Here is a 17,821-nt window from a genome sequence, read left to right as displayed (position 1 = left end):
TTTCCAAATGGATGGAGCCACCTTTAATTCGGTATTTACTTTTTTGGCTCTAAACAGAAGATATAATAAAACTGAAAATTACGACATTATTTTTGCAACACTAGTGATTTTATTTAATCTTAAGAAGTATGAAGAATCAATTCAGTGCTTTAATAACTGTATAAATATGGGCGAGGAAAATCGTAAGTATTTAATTCTAAAAGGGGTGGGATCTTTTCAGGCCTTGTACTATATAAGTCTTTGCCAAGAAAAGCTTAACAAAAAAGAGGCAGCAATCGTTTCACTAATAAATTCTTTGATTATAGCACCACAATATAATGAAACACTGGAAAAACTCACAGTATATTTGAAGGAGGATAAAACATTAGTTTTCAGTTACCTCAAGAAGCATTTTCATGGTGATACTCTACAATCTATATATAAAATTATTCAAGAACTAGGTTTTAAGAGTGACAATATAAATGGTTAAGAGATAGTTGTTTATATAAACACTAAATGCTATATGACGATTAAGGGTATCGCAATACAACGGATACCCTTTTTTGTTTCTAAAATTATAATTACGATCAGGACCGGCTAGTATCTTTATAATGAGCAAGGCTATACAAATAATTCTCTAATTGTTCAATTACTTTTGAATATGAAAAACGTAAAGCTGTATCTCTTCCCTTCTCTGAAAAATTATCTCTAGCCTGTTCATCATTTAAGAAGTAGATCACTCCTTTAGCTAATTGATCTATATCACCTGGATCGGCTAAAATACAATTAACTCCATTTTGAGCATATACATCAATCCCACCACAGGATGTAGAAACCACAGGTACTCCCGAGGCCATAGCTTCGAGTGGTGGCATACCATATCCTTCAAACCAAGATGTAAATAAGAAGATATCCGAATGACGATAGTATTTTGCTAATTCTTCTTGAGTCGGTGTTACTACATACTCAATAGGAAAAGGAAATGGAACCTGATCAAGTGATGGTTTGACTTGGCAGACCCATTTCACTTTAAATTTATATCCTGCTCGCCAAACGCGTATTAACGTTTGTAGGGCCACATCAAACCCTTTAAACATAAGGTTTGGATTACCAACAAGAAGAATACTATTTTCATTAGGTCGTTTGCCTGGATAGTAAAAATCTGTATCTATCCCATTTGGAATAACAGGAGCTTTTCGTCCAAAACGGGATTCAATAATAGTAGAAATCATAGGAGAAACACTGGTTAGAGCTACTGGTTGTTGATAACAGCGCTCTAAATAGGAACGAAGGTTTTCATTTAAGCTCTGCCCAAACAAATATTCATTTCCTTGTTCCCAATAAACGACAGGAATATTTACATTCGATAGCTCTTCCATTTGGTCTAGCCACCCACATACTCCGATATCACAATCATCCAAATAAGAGGCAAATGAATGCTCCTTTGGAACGATAATCTCTTTATCTACTTGAAGTCTCATCCACGGTGGTAAAGCTCCATCCCCCTCTTGCCCTTGCCCCTTATAATAAGCGTAAACTTTATGCCCCAGTTTACGTAAATGCTTCATTTGTTCAAGGAGCATTTTAAGTCCGCCAGTTAAATTTTTGTGTGGCAGAAAATAACCAATGGTTAGATTTTTAGATTCTCGCTTTTTAAGTGCTGTAGAAATATTATCAATTGGAAATATTCTTTGAGTTTTTGCCGGTGGTTGAATTATAAAGATTTGTGCTCCATTTTTGCCAATACGAAGTAATTTATAATCAAAATCATAATCTGCAAAATCAACCTGGTACCATCTACTTTTATGTTCCTCATATTTATTTGATAAATATTCTCCTTGTACATCGGGATAAAGCGGGGTTGAGATAATTAACGCTTTTTTTGTATGTTTCATAATTCTTTTTAATATCTCTTTCCCTTCCTCTTTATCAAAATGTTCAAGTACATCCACCAACAATACAACATCGTAATCTGGTAACCTATCTATACATTCAGTAACATTTCTATAATACACCTTGTCATAAACGTGTTCATGAATGGGGTTTTTATAGTTTGTAAATGCTTCAACACCATCCAATCTAACCTTCCAATCTGATTTACTATAACGCTCATAGGGAAGTTCCAATGACTCCCGTAATAAAACTCCATATTTACCAAACCCAATACCAATGTCCAATATGGAATTAGGTTTGAATCTTTCAACTTCCTCCATTATTTCAGGTATAGCTTGAATCCAACTAGTTGGCATGTAGTCGCCTCCTTCTTTTTTCAACTGTATTATTTCTATTCTTTCTAATAGGTTTAGACCTAAAACGTGATATAGATGTCACGAACTTACTCCTTTTTATATTATTCTAGCCCCCTATAAATGACGGCCTAATTATTTAGGATGAACATATTAATTATTCCATACAATAAGATTCCCAATTTAATCTTTAATCTCTTCTCAAAATTAGGCACTATTAATAGTTACTTGCCCAATCGATAATCCTCTTAATGAATACTCTACATATATAAAATCTAAAGGAGTGATTGATAAATGTCTTTCCCGAATATTCCAAACGTAACACCTTCTATTGATATCAACAGAGAGGATGTCATTAATCTATTATTAGCTTCTGTCGCATTTGAAGAACTAGGTCTAGCTCATGTTATTAATGCTGAAGCTGAAAAAATTCAAGCGGTGGTTGGTACTTTACCAGAAAACACTAATGTAGCCGCTACAAACATTGATGATTTAATTACAATCAATGAAACAGTAAACCGAACATTAAAAACTGCATTGAAAACCCAAATGTTACTTCAATTTAAGATGGAAGACATATTAGACGCAGACAATGGTAACGGTGAAAACGGTAATGGCACTGTATAATCGTTATTTACAATAAATTTTAAGAAGAGACATTGCACTAGGATGCGATGTCTTTTCTTGTGGAAAAAAAGATAAACTGTGCTTTTCACATAACCATATGATAGGAAATAAATGTCCTATTCCATTCTCATATATAGATGTGTCGTGTTATGTGTATTGTTTACGACGACCCAATTATTTAAGGATGAACATATTAATTATTCCATACAATAAGATTCCCAATTTAATCTTTAATCTCTTCTCATAATTAGGCACTATTAATAGTTACTTGCCCAATCCATAATCCTTTTAATGAATACTTTACATATATAAAATCTAAAGGAGTGATTGATAAATGTCTTTCCCAAATATTCCAAACGTAACACCTTCTATTGATATCAACAGAGAGGATGTCATTAATCTATTATTAGCTTCTGTCGCATTTGAAGAACTAGGTCTAGCTCATGTTATTAATGCTGAAGCTGAAAAAATTCAAGCGGTGGTTGGTACTTTACCAGAAAACACTAATGTAGCCGCTACAAACATTGATGATTTAATTACAATCAATGAAACAGTAAACCCAACATTAAAAACTGCATTGAAAACCCAAATGTTTCTTCAATTTAAGATGGAAGACATATTAGACGCAGACAATGGTAACGGTGAAAACGGTAATGGCACTGTATAATCGTTATTTACAATAAATTTTAAGAGAGACATTGCACTAGGATGCGATGTCTTTTCTTATGGAAAAAAATAACCATTAAAAAAAGATAAACTGTGCTTTTCACATAACCATATGATAGGAAATAAATGTCCTATTCCATTCTCGTATATAGATGTGTCGTGTTATGTGTATTGTTTACTAATTGGATTATTTATTTTGGGACATTACATAAGTCATATACTTTTGAAGGTTAGGGTTGTAAGCCTCTTTTTTATGAAATTGGACAAAGAATAGGTTACTATACCTAACGGGCAAAACTTGCTTTCATATACTGATAGCAAATAGAGAAATGAGGTGATTTTATATGAGTTTTCCAAATATCCCAAACGTAACACCATCGATTGACCTTACTAGAGAAGATGTCATTAACTTACTATTAGCTTCAGTGGCATTCGAAGAACTTGGACTAGCACACATTATTAATGCTGAAGCTGAAAAAATTCAAGCTGTGGTTGGAACTTTACCAGAAAACAGTAACGTAGTTGCTACAAATATTTCCCAGCTTTTGAATGTAAATGAGAGTGTCAATCGCACGTTGAAAACTGCACTAAAAACACAAATGCTTCTTCAATTTAAATTAGAAGACATTTTAGATGTTCCAGTAGGACCAACACCACCTAATTGTAACCGTCAAGTGAAAATGGACACTTTTTGCTAATTAATTCTGGACACTTTTTTCCATAAAAATAGAAGAACGATGTTTCATCCGATAACTGTCATCATTTTGAAAATGAAGTACTTCTGCACGGTGTAAAAGTCTGTCCAGGATGGCTGTTGTTAGTCCGGGATCTCCTAATAATTCTCCCCATTCATTCGGCCCTTTATTTGATGTTAATATTACTGACGCCTTGTCATAAAGGTCGTTGATCAGGTGAAAAAATAGATTTGCTTCGCGTGTATCCATTGCCATGAACATTAAGTCATCAATGATGACGAGATTGGCGCCCCGGATGCGTTTCATCCTTGTCTGGGACTTTCTTGTAACTTCCTCCGTCTTTAACGTATGAATAAGTTGACCCATGGATATAAAGGCAACCTTATAACCCTGGTGGATTGCTTCTATTCCTAATCCCGTTGCTAAGTGAGTTTTCCCCACGCCCGGAGGGCCCAAAATAATTAAATTGTACAGCTGGTCCAGCCATGTAAACTCGGTTAGTTGCTGGAGCTGTTTTTTGCTTAAGGATTGTTGTTCATCCAACTCAAACGCCTCTATCGTTTTGTAAGTAGGGAATGCTGCCCATTTCAAACGTTTTTCAATTTGTTTCTCTTCGCGGCGTTTCTGTTCATATGCAGTTAGATGATGTAAGAAAGTCCGGTATGTCCAATCTTCTGATTCAGCTTGCTGAATCAGAGAAGGCAAATGTGCTGCCGTCTCTGATAGCCTTAAAGAACGAAGTTGTTGTTGTAACTGTTCAAGAGAATATTTCATACCGTTACACCTTCTTTTAACACATTTAAATAGCGATCCAATTCCCTTGTCTCTGCCTTTGTGTTTAATAATGCCGGATCAACGTAATGCAGTGTTTTGATTTCCTCACTTGCAGCTGTTTGGTCGGAATCGGATGGATGCTGCCGCTGAACGAATGCCACCACATCACGAAACTCTGTTGCGCTGTATAATCCTCGCTTTACGCATTCTGATAACGCTTCGTTTCGGATGGCTTGATCCACCGACTGAGAAGCTTTTAATACCATCTTTAACTGATCTCTCACATAACGCGGATATCTTTGTTGAATCTCCTCCAGGAAAGCCGTGGCTGTTTCCTTATCCTCAAACCCTTCGGAAACAGTGGCAATATAAGCTGGAATGCCTTTGGAACGATCCCGCATATGTTGGGTAGCCTGTATAAGTTTTCCTTTTTCAGTAGAAATGAGATGATCTGCAATAATCGGCCCATCCGATTGCTCTCGTATAACTAAACGGTTTCCATCTGTTACCTCGATAATGACCTCTTTATTTATTTCATAGGTACCAAGAGGAACCGAGTAGCGATTGGATTCATACATAATCGTATTGTCCTTTCGCACCGTTCTTGTTATACTTGAGGCAATACTTGTTATAGAAATTTTTTTGGTGATCGGTCTGAGGTGTTGCTTCTCTAATTTGAACACTTCAGCCGGTCTCTTTTTTGTTGTATTATGCACGTTCCCATTTCCTGTTCTCTCCAGCCATGCTAAACAATCATCATTCCATTTGTCTATGTGTTGAAATACTCGGTTTCTAGCGAAATTTTTCTTTACAAAGCCAACCACATTTTCAATTCTCCCTTTGCTCTCCGGATCGGCTTTCCTACAGATAAAAAATTTAAGTTTACGCTCATCGCGATAAGCCTGGAACTCACTTGTCAGTATTAAATCACCTGCATTCTCACTCACTACGAGCAGGGAATCCTGGTCATAGACAAGTTCATAGGGGATGCCGCCATAATACTGAAATACATGTTCATGCGCTTGAATCACATCTTTTGTGGTAAATGGCCTGTCCAACCACTCTACATATTTATATCTGGAGTGCGAAAGCACGAAACTGATAAAGTATAGCTTGATTACCTTACCTTGAGACGTTTTCTGTTTTGTTTCCCCAAAATCAACTTGCGCCTGTTCGCCCATTGGCGGATCAGGAATAGCCTGATAGACACGTTTAGGCTCTGTTTTAGGAATATCATACTTATTTCTAAGGTCTTTGACATAACTTCTCACTGTGCTGTCTCCAACGACTAACTTGGGAAATCTCTCCTTCAGCCAGTCATGGATCTGTGATGCCGAAAGGTCAGGATGTTCACTAAGCCACGTGTGAATAAGCATTTCATATGGATCCAATTTCCTGACTCGCGTTTTGGTGGATGCCATCCACTCCGTAATTTCCTCCGGTGACTTCTCCAGGTATTTATACACTGTTGTCCTTGATACTCCAAGCTTTCTGGCAATTCGCCGTATCTTAAATCCCTGTTCTTTTAATTGCTTGATCTTCATGTACATTTCTAGAATTTCCACCTTTTCTCTTTCCCCCATTACATATAATCAACATAAATGATTATATCGTAATGAAGCGAATTTTTATTGGGCAACGGCCGCCGCGATGCATTTGAGAGATGCTGCCCCTCCCCGGGGCAGCATCTCTCAAATGCAAATACTCCCCCAAAAAAGTGTCCATTCTTATCTAGCAGAAATGGTCTATTATAGTTTAGCAGTTACACTAATATAGAAGTCTTTGAAAATATTGCTACAGTAACTGCAACTTTTGAAGGTCAAACTGTATCAGATTCCGATAATGCTTTTTACCACATTATTGTGGCCTAGTAGTAGTTTTTAACTCTTAAATGAAAAGGAGGAATTTAAATGCCTATAATCGGCGGAGTAAATTTAGGAAACTTAACTGACTATCTGTTCTTCTTTGCAGATGGTAGAGACGATGCAAACTGGCAAGCAGCAAGCCCGGGTTATGTTGATGATGTTGCAATTGATGGTCTTCAGGCTGATGAACGAACTTCCGGTAACTTTCCTTATGCTGGTACCATCTATACGAATGCGGCTACACTGGATGCTTGGCAACAAATTGTCAACAATAATCCGATTCAAGCGTCTGGTGCTACAAATGAAGTGGCGCGTATTGCAGCTTTAGAAGCAGACCTTGTAAGTGCATTTCAACAAATTAACGCATTACCTGTTACCCCAGGCTTTGAAAGTGTTTCATCTACTTCATTGAATGGACTGAATACCCAAAATAATATAAATGAGGTATTTGTTATTAATGTAACATCAGGCTTTTCTGTTTCAAGTAAAATAAACATTACTGGTGATCCTGGTGATGTCTTTATCCTTCGATGGGATTCGGATGCAAATCCTGCCAATGGATATCAAGGCACAGTAAATTTCCAAAGTGGTGGTGCGATTGTTCCACAAGGCGGTTTAACCCCAACGAACTTTATCAATGTGGCTGGTAATATCAATTCATCCGGTGGAGGCACTACGCCAGCACCCCCTTACCCTCAAGGGCCACGTTTAAACGATGGGCAGGGCCCTCTTATCATTGGTGGTAGTGATTGGAGTGGAGGTGGATTTTTTACAGGGTATTGGTTAACAACTGGAGCACCACAAGCTTAAGCACCTGAGTATGATAATTTATTCATAGGGGGTACTTCGTCCTTAAGTAATGGTCGCTTCGTTGGTGGTTGGTATTCACTTACAACGCAATTCAGTATGACCTCTGGTACTGCTGGTGTTTATGTATCACCTAACCCAGAAACGTTAGCAGCCCCAGCTATTGATGTTGAAAAAGAAGTATCTAATGATAACGGAATAACTTGGTTTGATGCGGATAATCCTCCAGGTCCAAACGTTGTTCAAGGAACAAACCCACAGTTTCGATTTACGGTAACTAATACAGGGAATGTAACTTTAACCAACGTTCAAGTAACAGACGATGTACTAGGATTAATAGCAAATATCCCAAGTTTAGCACCAGGAGCTTCACAACAGTTTGTTGTAGTAGGAACATGGGCTCTAGGACAACAAGTTAATACCGCTACGGCAACAGGAACATTTAACGGTATAACGGTTAGTGACACAGACCCGGCATATTGGGTGGGAGTTATAGAACCAACACCAGCAATCGATGTTGAAAAGGAGGTATCTCCTGATAACGGAGTAACTTGGTTTGATGCAGATAATCCTCCGGGACCAAGTGTTATTAGTCCAACCAATCCACAATTTAGATTTACAGTAACGAATACCGGTAATGTAACACTAACAAACGTATCTATAACTGATGATGTATTGGGTCAAATCTCTGTTGGTGGTATTTTAAATCCAGGTCAAACAGCACAATTTATTGTAGTAGGGTCATGGGCTCCAGGTCAGCAGGTGAATACGGCTACGGCAACAGGAACATTTAACGGTCAAACGGTTGAAGACACAGATCCAGCTTATTGGGTAGGAGTTGAGGCTGAAGTTCCATCCATCGATGTTGAAAAAGAAGTATCTCCTGATAACGGAGCAACTTGGTTTGATGCAGATAATCCTCCAGGACCAAACGTTGTTCAAGGAACGAACCCGCAGTTTAGATTTACAGTAACGAATACCGGGAATGTAACCTTAACCAATGTTCAAGTAACTGATGACGTATTGGGACAGATAGCGATTATTCCAAACTTAGCACCAGGAGCGTCACAACAGTTTATTGTAGTAGGAACATGGGCTCTAGGTCAGCAGGTGAATACGGCTACGGCAACAGGAACATTTAATGGTATAACTGTAAGTGACACAGACCCGGCATATTGGGTGGGAGTTGAAGCTCCAACACCAGCAATCGATGTTGAAAAAGAGGTATCTCCTGATAATGGAGTAACTTGGTTTGATGCAGATAATCCTCCGGGATCAAACGTTGTTCAAGGAACAAACCCACAATTCAGATTCACAGTTACTAATACCGGTAATGTAACCTTAACCAATGTTCAAGTAACAGATGATGTTCTTGGTTTAATCGCAACGATTCCAAGTTTAGCACCAGGAGCGTCACAACAGTTTATTGTAATAGGAACATGGGCTCTAGGTCAGCAGGTGAATACGGCTACGGCAACAGGAACATTTAACGGTATAACGGTTAGTGACACAGACCCGGCATATTGGGTGGGAGTTGAAGAAGCAGTACCAGCAATCGATGTTGAAAAGGAGGTTTCCCCTGATAACGGAGTAACTTGGTTTGATGCGGATAACCCTCCAGGACCAAATGTTGTTCAAGGAACGAACCCAGTGTTTAGATTTACAGTAGTTAATATTGGTAACGTAACCCTATCCAATGTCCTAGTAACTGATGACGTATTTGGACTGATAGCTGTTATACCAAGCTTAGCACCAGGAGCGTCCCAGCAGTTTATTGTAGTAGGAACATGGGCTCTAGGTCAACAGGTCAATACTGTTACTGCTACAGGAAATTATGAAGGTCAGACCGTAACGGATTCAGATCAAGCCTATTACTTTGGTCAAGAGCAGCTCAATCCATCGATTACAATTGAAAAATTAGTTTCTGTAGATAATGGAGCAACGTTTATTTCTGCAAATGAGTCACCTGGACCTTTATTACCAGAAGGTGTATCACCACAATTTAGATTTATAGTAACCAATACCGGTAATGTACCTTTACAAAACGTTATAGTAACTGACAATGTATACGGCTTCATAGCTAATGTTCCAAGTATGAACCCTGGAGATGTTCAAGTATTTACCATTACACCTTAGGAAATTTAGAAGATACCTCATAAGGTCTAACCTTTATGTAGGCATCTTTCCTTTCCTAACTAAGAAATTTTTATTTTTTTTTAAGCAAACATATGTGTATATAAATCTAGTATTTACGTAATAACAGCCTCTTTATAAATAAAAAAACATAGATTAGGTTTGTTACCTATTACGGGTAGTACTGCTTTTCATAATATATAAAAAAACAAAATAAATGAGGTGATTTTACGATGAGCTTTCCTAATATTCCTAACGTTACACCCACGATTGACATCACTGAGAAAATGTCATTAACCTATTATTAGCATCAGTAGCATTTGAAGAACTTGGGCTAGCACACATTATTAACGCTGAAGCAGAAAAGGTTCAAGCAGTTGTTGGAACGTTACCTAACAACGACTTAGCTGCCACAAACATTTCCCAGCTTGTGAATGTAAATGAGAGTGTCAATCGCACTTTGAAAACCGTTCTAAAAACTCAAATGCTTCTTCAATTTAAATTAGAGGACATTTTAGAAACGCCAAATGTACCAACGCCATTTGTACCAACACCCCAACCAATCCAAAACATCGTTACAGCAACAGGGTTCGTTAATGGTGAATCTTTGACTGCAACAGCAATTGCTTACCATACGCCGTCTTCGTAAAATTCGTATTGTAACTTAAATAGAAAGGAGTTTATTATATGGCAACACCATCACAAAACGTGCGTTTGCAAAATGGTCAACTCATCCAACCTTTACAAGAAGGACCTGCTATCAATTTAGAGACGTTAGTATCCACAGACGGAGGAGTGGCCTTCTTTAATGCGAATACACCACAGGGACCTAACATTCCACAAGGAAACAGATCCTGTTTTTAGATATATCGTAACGAATATAGGAAATGTCCCACTAGAAAATATAACGTTAACGGATAACGTCTTAGGACCAATCACGATCCCAACAACAACCTTAGCACCAGGTGAGTCTTTTAATGTTGAAAGTACAGGCACATGGCAAGAAGGGCAGAGAGTCAATACTGCTAGGGTAAATGGAGATTATGAAGATATAACGGTTATGGATTGCGATCCGGCGTATTATGTAGGAGTAGTAGGAGCTATGATTATAGAAAAGCTTGTCTCCGTTGACGGCGGAGAAACATTCATACCTGCACCCACACCACCCGGACCAACACTTCCCATAGGAATGACCGCGCAATTTAAATATATTGTTACAAACATTGGAGGAATCCCAATTACCAATATTACTATTGAAGATAACGTACTAGGAACAATAGGGACGATTCCTATTCTTCAACCGGGAGAATCCGAAGAATTTATTTTCCCACCGTTGCCTTAAGAAGAATAAAATTTTATTCCAATAGGCGAACCAATTTTTAGTCAGTATACACTAGTAGGTGTTTGACATATTTCAAAAAGGATAAACATTAGAAATGTATATTTCCATTGTTTATCCTTTTATTATAATACCTATTAATCATAAGATATTTTGATAAAATCTGGTTGTAATACAAGCTAACCGTTACATATATTTACTTGAACATATAAATAACAAAAGGAGGTAATACTTATGTCAATGCCTAACAATCCAGATATAAAACCCAATATTGATCTAGATCGTGAGGACATGATAAATCTTTTACTCGCATCTATTGCTTTGGAGGAAATAGGGTTATCACACATTATTAATGCAGAAGGGGAAAAAATCCAAAAAGGTATCCAATTAGCTTGCAATATTGAGGATTTAATTGATTTGAACAGAGGGGTAGAGCGAACATTACAAACAATTATAAAAAAGGAAATGATTCTTCAATTCAAATTAGAGAATGTCCTTGAAATTCCATCGACACATAGACCAAAACCAAAAAGAAGTTCGAAAGAAGATTGACCATTATAAAGGTGGCTTTTATGAGTCACCTTTTTGGGGTTTCCATGGAGGACTGGGATTAGTTGTTTTAACTGATATAACTTCATTAACCCATCCAGGATGAGATTGTTTACTGTAAAACAACATATTACTATTTCGAACTTTTTCAAGGTAGACCGTTACATGTCCCTTATTGGATTTAGTCACATTACTTCCATAAGGAGTTTCAATACCAACGGTTTCAGCCTTTTTTATGATTAATTTTTGAATTTCATATATATTGTCAATGGTTTGGTTTATGTTTATATCAGGATTTTTGTTGTTCTCTTTTAATTGATTCAAACTATTTAGAAGTTGGTCAGTAGATATTTTACTATGAACCAATGAGTGCAAATATTGGTTAATTAGGGATTTCGAATCCATTTTACATCCTCTCCTTGTAAAGTCATGATTTTGTTAATTTTTGTATAAAGTAGCCACTCTTGCATTAATATAGATTCACTTAATCGCTTTAAGGAATGGTAATATTCAGGGCTTAATGTATGTTGTTTTTTGATTAGCTCATCTATTTGACTAGTTTTTTCTATAATTAACTGTGATAAAACCATTTCTTTTTTTACGATTGACTCTAGAAGTTGTAATAGTACTTCTTCATATTCTGGGCAGTCTTCTTTACTCGGAATACCTGATATATCCATCATTTAATTCACCTCGACTTTTACTATTACAATACTATGTACAAGTTTTAGAATTTAGTCTTAAAAGAACTTAATCTAGGTGAAAAATCGTAAAAGTACACTTTTTCTTGTCTTAATCTCCCTGAATAAACTTGCTGAAAAAAACTGTACATTGTAGGTACATAATTATTTTTACTAAAGTTATTTTATTGTATGTAATATTGGATCCTAAATACTACGGAACTCGTGTTGACGAATATAAATAATAGAAAGTCAATTGCTGCGTACAAATATACTGCGCAGTGAATATCTGTAAAAAATGTACTTAAAGGTTATATCACTTGGGGTAGTTGGTTTCTATAAACAAAAGGTGTTATGTTTTTAACACAATTGATATCTAAATCTTGTTGGAATTTTTTATGTAATTGTCTCAAGTATAGTCACTAATAACCCCAACATCCATATAACCATGATGGAAGTCAGAAAATCCAAACAAATTCAATGTTTTTGCCTCTGATTATCTAATTATTGAAAGTAATTTCTAATTGAGTAATCTACAACTTTTGCTATCTGTATATGATCTCTTTCTGTGACTGTATTTGCTTTCGGTTTTAACATAAGTACTTTAGTTGGTGTGGTATTTAAGAAAAAAAAGAATCTACAGAATTATTATAAAAGGCTTCGAAATTTCCCTTTATTTCCGTACAAAACGGCTCTCAAAGATTCCCCCAGTAAAATACCCTTAGTATCAATATATCCATAAAGCTAATTCAAATATTAAAATATTAATTTTTATAAGAAGAATTAGCAGGTGAGCATCTATCTTTGTTTAATAGAAACGTTGTAAAGTAAAAAGGAGGTGAGAGCATTGCCAAAATATTATCCGAATTTTAAAACCGGAGAAGTAGTGGAAGCAAAAAAATTATGGGGAAAGAATAAAATTGATTTGTATAAGGAAGGGTATCTAGTTAATTTCTTTAAATCTAATCAATATAATGGTCAAGAGTATTTCATATTAAGAAAAAAAGTGGGGGATTATTATCAATTTGAAAAGGTTAGCAGATATGGTACCACAAATAAATTACCTTTATTTCTAATTAAAGGTTGGACAATTGTTAAGGCTCCTGAAGGAGTTGAACTTAGAAGAGATTAAACTACCAACATGCATGTATTTTTAAGCCATCTAACAGGTCTTCACAACACAATAAAAAGCATACATATAAAACACGATATACACTCCTAAACCCTGTGTAATGAGGAAAGGGGAGTGATGTAATATGGCTACATCTAAAGAATTTAAAAACAAAGTTACACCACCAAATTGGGGTAATATTGATGGAGAAAACAATCAAGAAATATCAGTTTCTACTGAGGAACTAAATAAAAAAGTTGAAGAATATGAAAAAAAGGATTTAAAACAAGTCTCAATAAAAGACACAGAAAATCTCCCTATCTGGAAGAGTGTCTTATACGACGAAGACGGAAATGAATATATTGGGCCGAAAGGATTTAAGTTAGAATACATAGATAATGAAGTTAGATTTGTTGGCCCATTTTTAAGGAAATCAGATAAAGGCTTTAGTTATATACATAGAGGTTTTTTGTCGGAATACCTCATAAAAAATGTTCCTGTCATCAATTCAACGGGAAAGTTATATTTTTTTGATAATGGGGTGTATAGACCAGCGAATGAAAATGAGGATAAGGGGATAGTAAAAGAGTTATTAACACCTGAATATGCTAAGTCGCAGGTTATAAATGATGTTGTTCAATTGTGGAAGATAGATAGTCGAATTAATAAGTTTCCGCACGAAATAAATAAGTATCCCTTTAAGTTAAATCTTCTAAATGGAACATTTGATTTACAAACTTGGGAGTTCACTAAAGGTCACTCAATAGATAACTATTCTACAATTCAAATACAAGCAAACTATGATCCCAACGCTAATGGAGAAAACTTCAATAAGTTTATTAATAGTGCAGTACCGGATAAAGAACTTCAAATGCTGCTGCAGGAAATGGTAGGGTATTGTTTAACTCCATTAACAGATTCCAAAAAGATGATTTTCATATTTGATGGACCGGGAGATGCAGGGAAAAGTACTTTTATCACAGCAACTCTAGAGAATCTCTTAACCGATAATGCTAAATCACACATTCCATTACAAGACTTGTCTGATAATGAGTACAAACAAGCAGAATTGTTTGGGAAGGTTGTCAATATATTTGCTGATCTACCCGCTAAAGGAATTAAAGATAATGGCTATTTAAAAGCGGCTACCGGGAATGATAGGATATCTGCACGAAGACCATATGGACAAGTATTTGAGTTTTATAATAAAGCAAAGTTTGTTTTCTCCACAAATGGTCTACCGGATAATTACAGTAAAGATACTAGTGATGCTTTTTACAACAGGTTAAGTATTATCCCTTTTAAGCATGTACCTGCAAAAAAAGACCCTCATCTGAAGGAAAAATTATACAAAGAGAAGGACGCTATCCTGCTTTGGATTCTAGACGGACTAAGAAGATTGATACATGAAAATAATTTTAAGTTTACAGAAAGTAGGGAATCTAGTGAACTAGTCCAAAAATACAGAGAAGAGAATAATCCTGTAATGAAATTCATGAATGAACATTGCGAATTTAATCCAGATGCTGAGACAGCGCGTATTAATCTGTTTACAGCATGGCAAAATTTCTGTGAACAAAATGGACACATTGCGGGAAGTCAAACAAAGTTTAATAAAAAAATTGAAAGTATATATGGTAATCTGGTTAAACGTAGCCAAATGAATAACAGTAGAAGGACTAAGTCTTGGAAGGGTATAAAACTACTTGATTTTGATGAAATTTAAATTGCAGACGGGTATTAAACCCGTCTTTAATTTAAAGATAAGAAAGTATAAAAATTTTGGCTCTACCACAGTGTTTCACGCTGTGGTATTTTTAGTATATGGAGAAAAACATCTTAAAACGAATCTTTTTTGATGAGCATCAACATTGGGAAGCATTTAAGAATAAATATGGAGAACGAATCCGTCCAATTGTCATCAAAGAGGTGGAAAAGTTTCGTGACTGTGGGGACCCTAAAAAAGGATTCAAACTCTATGTTTGTGAAGGATGCAATGACGTGCGACATGTCCCTTTTCGATGTAAAGGACGTTTTTGTACGACCTGTTCTGTAGGAGAAAGCGAAGAATGGAGTCGTATCCTTACAGAAGATGTGTTACAAGTAAACCATCGCCATGTAATTTTTACAATAGATGAAAATTTACGGGATATCTTTCTATGGCACCGGGAGCTTTTGAAACCGCTCATGGATGAGGCTGCAAGGTTAATTACGGGATATTTTCAAAAGAAGGCAAAAGTGAAACCAGGAATAATAGCTGGCTTACATACGTTTGGGTCAAAAGTGAATTTCAACCCACATGTCCATATGTTAGTGACAATGGGTGGAATTACGGACAAAGGAGAGTGGAAGACGTATGACTTTATTCCATTTGCGATGCTTCGGAAACAATGGCAGACGGTGGTGTTGAAGTTCATTCGTAAACACTTACCGAATAGAGAAAAGAAAAGAATCCAACCAAGACTCCAAAAGGCTTTTTCCAATAATGGGGAAGGCTTCTATGTGTATGCCCCAAAACAAAGAGGAAAGGTGAAGGATCAACTACGTTATATTGGCCGTTATATTCGTCGACCAGCGATTGGGATCAATCGTATCGAAGAATATGATGGTCAACATGTGACTTTCAACTCTATTGATAAAGTAGATGGTAAGGAAAAACATGAAACGGTAACAGTGGAAGAATTTATTATTCGGTTAACCCGCCATATTCCTGATGAACAATTCAAGACAATTCGTCACTATGGTATGTATTCTAGAAGAAGTAAGAGCTTAAGCAAAAAGCTGTTAGCTACATGGCAACAAGGAACAAGACGCTGGATATTAAAAGTAAAGAAGACAATACGCCGTCAAACATGGAGAGAGCGTATTATTTCTAGTGGTCAAAAGGATCCACTTGTGTGTCCACATTGTGATAACTACTATGAATACAAGGGAGAAGTGTGTCTTGAGGATGGAAAATTAGAAATAAAGATTGCATTAACGAAAGAAGCAAAGAATTATTTAGAAAGGGTGATTCACTATCGCGCAGACCAACAAACGCAAAAAAGGGAAGAAGAAAAAAGGAACCGACCACTTACGCCCGAAGAAGACATACGTCAACTATCATTGTTTAACGTGTCATGAAGAAGAAAAGATTCCGTATAACGTAGTAGAAGAGTTTGATTTGATGGATGGTGGAGATCCAACCACTCCACCAAGATTCAGCTGTGAACAATGTGAAGGAGAAATGTATCCGGAGTATTATAAAGGAATACATGGACAGGAATATAAATTATCCGATGTCCTCTAGTCATGGCAAACAGAAAGGACCGGGCTGGTTTATGCCCGGTTTTTCTTATTTTTATGAAATGTTAAATGTAACTTTCATCAAATTTTCACATTGGAAGGGTAAGGTACATTAGACGGAGTTTGAAAGTGAGGAAATACGATGGCTATAGCAAGTAAGTTAACAGCAATTGGTATAATTGCTCTAAGTTTCGCAGTAGGCTTTCTATCCTTCTATCTGTTAAGTGACTTAACTAGAGAGCAAAAGAAATTACAGGTAGAGGAAATAATATCGCAATTATTCAATTTTGTAATCTTTATTTGGATTGGGAAAATCTTAATAAACCTTTCCACTTTTATATCGGATCCTTTATCCATTTTGGCTTATCCGAGTGACTCAAAATCATTTTATTTTGCTATTGTATCAATAGCATTAATGCTTCTATATAAATCGAAACAAAAAAACATGCAAGTAATTCCCTTATTGGATTCTTTTGTCCATCTATTTCTTATTAGTTCGTTTGTATATGAGTTTATTCAATTCGTTGTAGTGGATAATTTCTATGCATTGGGATATTTAATTTTATTATCCATTTTAATCGCTATATTCTTTTTGTTACGGGAGCGTTTTACTACTTTGAAGATGTTGACGGTCATTGTTATAGTTTGGTCGATTGGTATGCTTATTTTAGGATTTGTTCAGCCTTTTGTGACGGTCTTTGGTTATATCATGGCACCATGGTTTGTTGGATTGTTTTTAGTAATGAGCGTCGGTATTTTAACTTATAAAATAAGAAGGGGGGCTACATAATGGGTATTATTGAGACTGATACGATGCTACTGGTAGGAATGCTATTAGCAATAGGAGCTGGTGCTTTATCATTTTTATCGCCATGTGTTTTGCCAATTTTCCCAGCCTATATGTCGTATATAACGGGCATTAGTGTAAAGGAATTACAAGGTAATAAGAATAGAAAAATCACTAGTGTTGCAAAAATAATGTCGTAATTTTCAGTTTTATTATATCTTCTGTTTAGAGCCAAAAAAGTAAATACCGAATTAAAGGTGGCTCCATCCATTTGGAAA

General features: G+C 36.1%; 19 protein-coding genes and 1 pseudogene. 15 read left to right on the top strand and 5 right to left on the bottom strand.

Annotation, left to right across the window (positions count from 1 at the left end; genetic code table 11):
- The coding region (locus ACTNEP_RS20165; protein WP_441163750.1) for a tetratricopeptide repeat protein at window positions 1–469 on the top strand (469 nt) is incomplete at its 5' end.
- A 97-nt stretch (window positions 470–566) separates the two neighbouring features.
- On the opposite strand, the gene ACTNEP_RS20160 is transcribed toward ACTNEP_RS20165, so the two are convergent.
- Window positions 567–2,252 (bottom strand): glycosyltransferase, encoded by a 1,686-nt coding sequence (locus ACTNEP_RS20160; protein WP_441163749.1) that lies wholly within the window; start codon window positions 2,250–2,252, stop codon window positions 567–569.
- Between the two features lie 267 nt (window positions 2,253–2,519).
- Between ACTNEP_RS20160 and ACTNEP_RS20155 the strand changes: the two genes are divergently transcribed.
- The 3 genes from ACTNEP_RS20155 to ACTNEP_RS20145 all read left to right on the top strand — a co-directional run bounded on the left by ACTNEP_RS20155 (window position 2,520) and on the right by ACTNEP_RS20145 (window position 4,216).
- The gene (locus tag ACTNEP_RS20155; RefSeq protein WP_134230447.1) at window positions 2,520–2,852 is read left to right on the top strand and encodes a hypothetical protein; all 333 of its coding nucleotides are present in this window, start codon (window positions 2,520–2,522) and stop codon (window positions 2,850–2,852) included.
- 334 nt (window positions 2,853–3,186) lie between these two features.
- Window positions 3,187–3,519: a hypothetical protein gene (locus ACTNEP_RS20150; RefSeq protein ID WP_441163748.1), complete on the top strand. Its 333-nt coding sequence runs from the start codon at window positions 3,187–3,189 to the stop codon at window positions 3,517–3,519.
- Window positions 3,520–3,862: 343 nt separating this feature from the next.
- Window positions 3,863–4,216, top strand: coding sequence for a hypothetical protein (locus tag ACTNEP_RS20145; RefSeq protein WP_441163747.1), 354 nt, complete (start codon window positions 3,863–3,865; stop codon window positions 4,214–4,216).
- Here ACTNEP_RS20145 and istB read toward each other — a convergent pair whose 3' ends face one another.
- Window positions 4,217–4,987, bottom strand: a complete 771-nt coding sequence (gene istB, locus ACTNEP_RS20140; RefSeq protein ID WP_441163746.1) for an IS21-like element helper ATPase IstB — start codon at window positions 4,985–4,987, stop codon at window positions 4,217–4,219.
- The gene (gene istA, locus ACTNEP_RS20135) at window positions 4,984–6,537 is read right to left on the bottom strand and encodes an IS21 family transposase (RefSeq protein ID WP_441163751.1); all 1,554 of its coding nucleotides are present in this window, start codon (window positions 6,535–6,537) and stop codon (window positions 4,984–4,986) included. Before istA ends, istB begins: the two co-directional genes overlap by 4 nt.
- A 360-nt stretch (window positions 6,538–6,897) precedes the next feature.
- On the opposite strand from istA, the gene ACTNEP_RS20130 reads away from it, so the two are divergent.
- The 6 genes from ACTNEP_RS20130 to ACTNEP_RS20105 all read left to right on the top strand — a co-directional run bounded on the left by ACTNEP_RS20130 (window position 6,898) and on the right by ACTNEP_RS20105 (window position 11,683).
- Window positions 6,898–7,662, top strand: a complete 765-nt coding sequence (locus ACTNEP_RS20130; RefSeq protein ID WP_441163745.1) for a hypothetical protein — start codon at window positions 6,898–6,900, stop codon at window positions 7,660–7,662.
- Window positions 7,663–7,758: 96 nt separating this feature from the next.
- A complete protein-coding gene (locus tag ACTNEP_RS20125; protein ID WP_441163744.1) occupies window positions 7,759–9,795 on the top strand; it encodes a DUF7507 domain-containing protein in 2,037 nt (678 codons plus the stop codon).
- 457 nt (window positions 9,796–10,252) lie between these two features.
- Complete coding sequence (locus tag ACTNEP_RS20120) at window positions 10,253–10,441, top strand: hypothetical protein (RefSeq protein WP_441163743.1); 189 nt, start codon at window positions 10,253–10,255, stop codon at window positions 10,439–10,441.
- Window positions 10,442–10,479: 38 nt separating this feature from the next.
- Complete coding sequence (locus tag ACTNEP_RS20115; RefSeq protein ID WP_441163742.1) at window positions 10,480–10,656, top strand: hypothetical protein; 177 nt, start codon at window positions 10,480–10,482, stop codon at window positions 10,654–10,656.
- Entirely contained in the window at window positions 10,601–11,134 is a 534-nt protein-coding gene (locus tag ACTNEP_RS20110; protein WP_134230527.1) for a DUF7507 domain-containing protein, read from the top strand. The genes ACTNEP_RS20115 and ACTNEP_RS20110 overlap by 56 nt, the downstream gene beginning before the upstream one ends.
- A gap of 231 nt (window positions 11,135–11,365) precedes the next feature.
- Window positions 11,366–11,683, top strand: coding sequence for a hypothetical protein (locus tag ACTNEP_RS20105; protein ID WP_441163741.1), 318 nt, complete (start codon window positions 11,366–11,368; stop codon window positions 11,681–11,683).
- Between the two features lie 18 nt (window positions 11,684–11,701).
- Here ACTNEP_RS20105 and ACTNEP_RS20100 read toward each other — a convergent pair whose 3' ends face one another.
- Both ACTNEP_RS20100 and ACTNEP_RS20095 read right to left on the bottom strand, forming a co-directional pair.
- Window positions 11,702–12,085 carry a hypothetical protein gene (locus ACTNEP_RS20100; RefSeq protein ID WP_134230501.1) on the bottom strand — a complete coding sequence of 128 codons (384 nt, stop codon included), beginning with the start codon at window positions 12,083–12,085 and terminating at the stop codon, window positions 11,702–11,704.
- Window positions 12,067–12,363: a hypothetical protein gene (locus tag ACTNEP_RS20095; protein ID WP_441163740.1), complete on the bottom strand. Its 297-nt coding sequence runs from the start codon at window positions 12,361–12,363 to the stop codon at window positions 12,067–12,069. Before ACTNEP_RS20095 ends, ACTNEP_RS20100 begins: the two co-directional genes overlap by 19 nt.
- Window positions 12,364–13,207: 844 nt before the next feature.
- Between ACTNEP_RS20095 and ACTNEP_RS20090 the strand changes: the two genes are divergently transcribed.
- The 5 genes and pseudogenes from ACTNEP_RS20090 to ACTNEP_RS20070 all read left to right on the top strand — a co-directional run.
- A complete protein-coding gene (locus ACTNEP_RS20090) occupies window positions 13,208–13,492 on the top strand; it encodes a hypothetical protein (protein WP_026675551.1) in 285 nt (94 codons plus the stop codon).
- Between the two features lie 124 nt (window positions 13,493–13,616).
- Window positions 13,617–15,197 carry a DNA primase family protein gene (locus ACTNEP_RS20085; RefSeq protein ID WP_441163739.1) on the top strand — a complete coding sequence of 527 codons (1,581 nt, stop codon included), beginning with the start codon at window positions 13,617–13,619 and terminating at the stop codon, window positions 15,195–15,197.
- 98 nt (window positions 15,198–15,295) lie between these two features.
- Complete coding sequence (locus tag ACTNEP_RS20080; protein ID WP_441163738.1) at window positions 15,296–16,594, top strand: IS91 family transposase; 1,299 nt, start codon at window positions 15,296–15,298, stop codon at window positions 16,592–16,594.
- A 304-nt stretch (window positions 16,595–16,898) separates the two neighbouring features.
- Window positions 16,899–17,546, top strand: a complete 648-nt coding sequence (locus ACTNEP_RS20075; RefSeq protein WP_145524155.1) for a hypothetical protein — start codon at window positions 16,899–16,901, stop codon at window positions 17,544–17,546.
- Window positions 17,546–17,716 (top strand): annotated as a pseudogene (locus ACTNEP_RS20070) (cytochrome c biogenesis protein CcdA); the annotation flags it as partial. The gene ACTNEP_RS20075 and the pseudogene ACTNEP_RS20070, both read left to right, overlap by 1 nt.
- Window positions 17,717–17,821: the final 105 nt, after the last annotated feature.

The sequence above is a fragment of the Gracilibacillus sp. HCP3S3_G5_2 genome (genome assembly GCF_052063305.1).
GTDB lineage: Bacteria > Bacillota > Bacilli > Bacillales > Amphibacillaceae > Gracilibacillus.
Note: the sequence above shows the minus strand (reverse complement) of the source record. Positions and strands in the feature narration are given on the sequence as shown.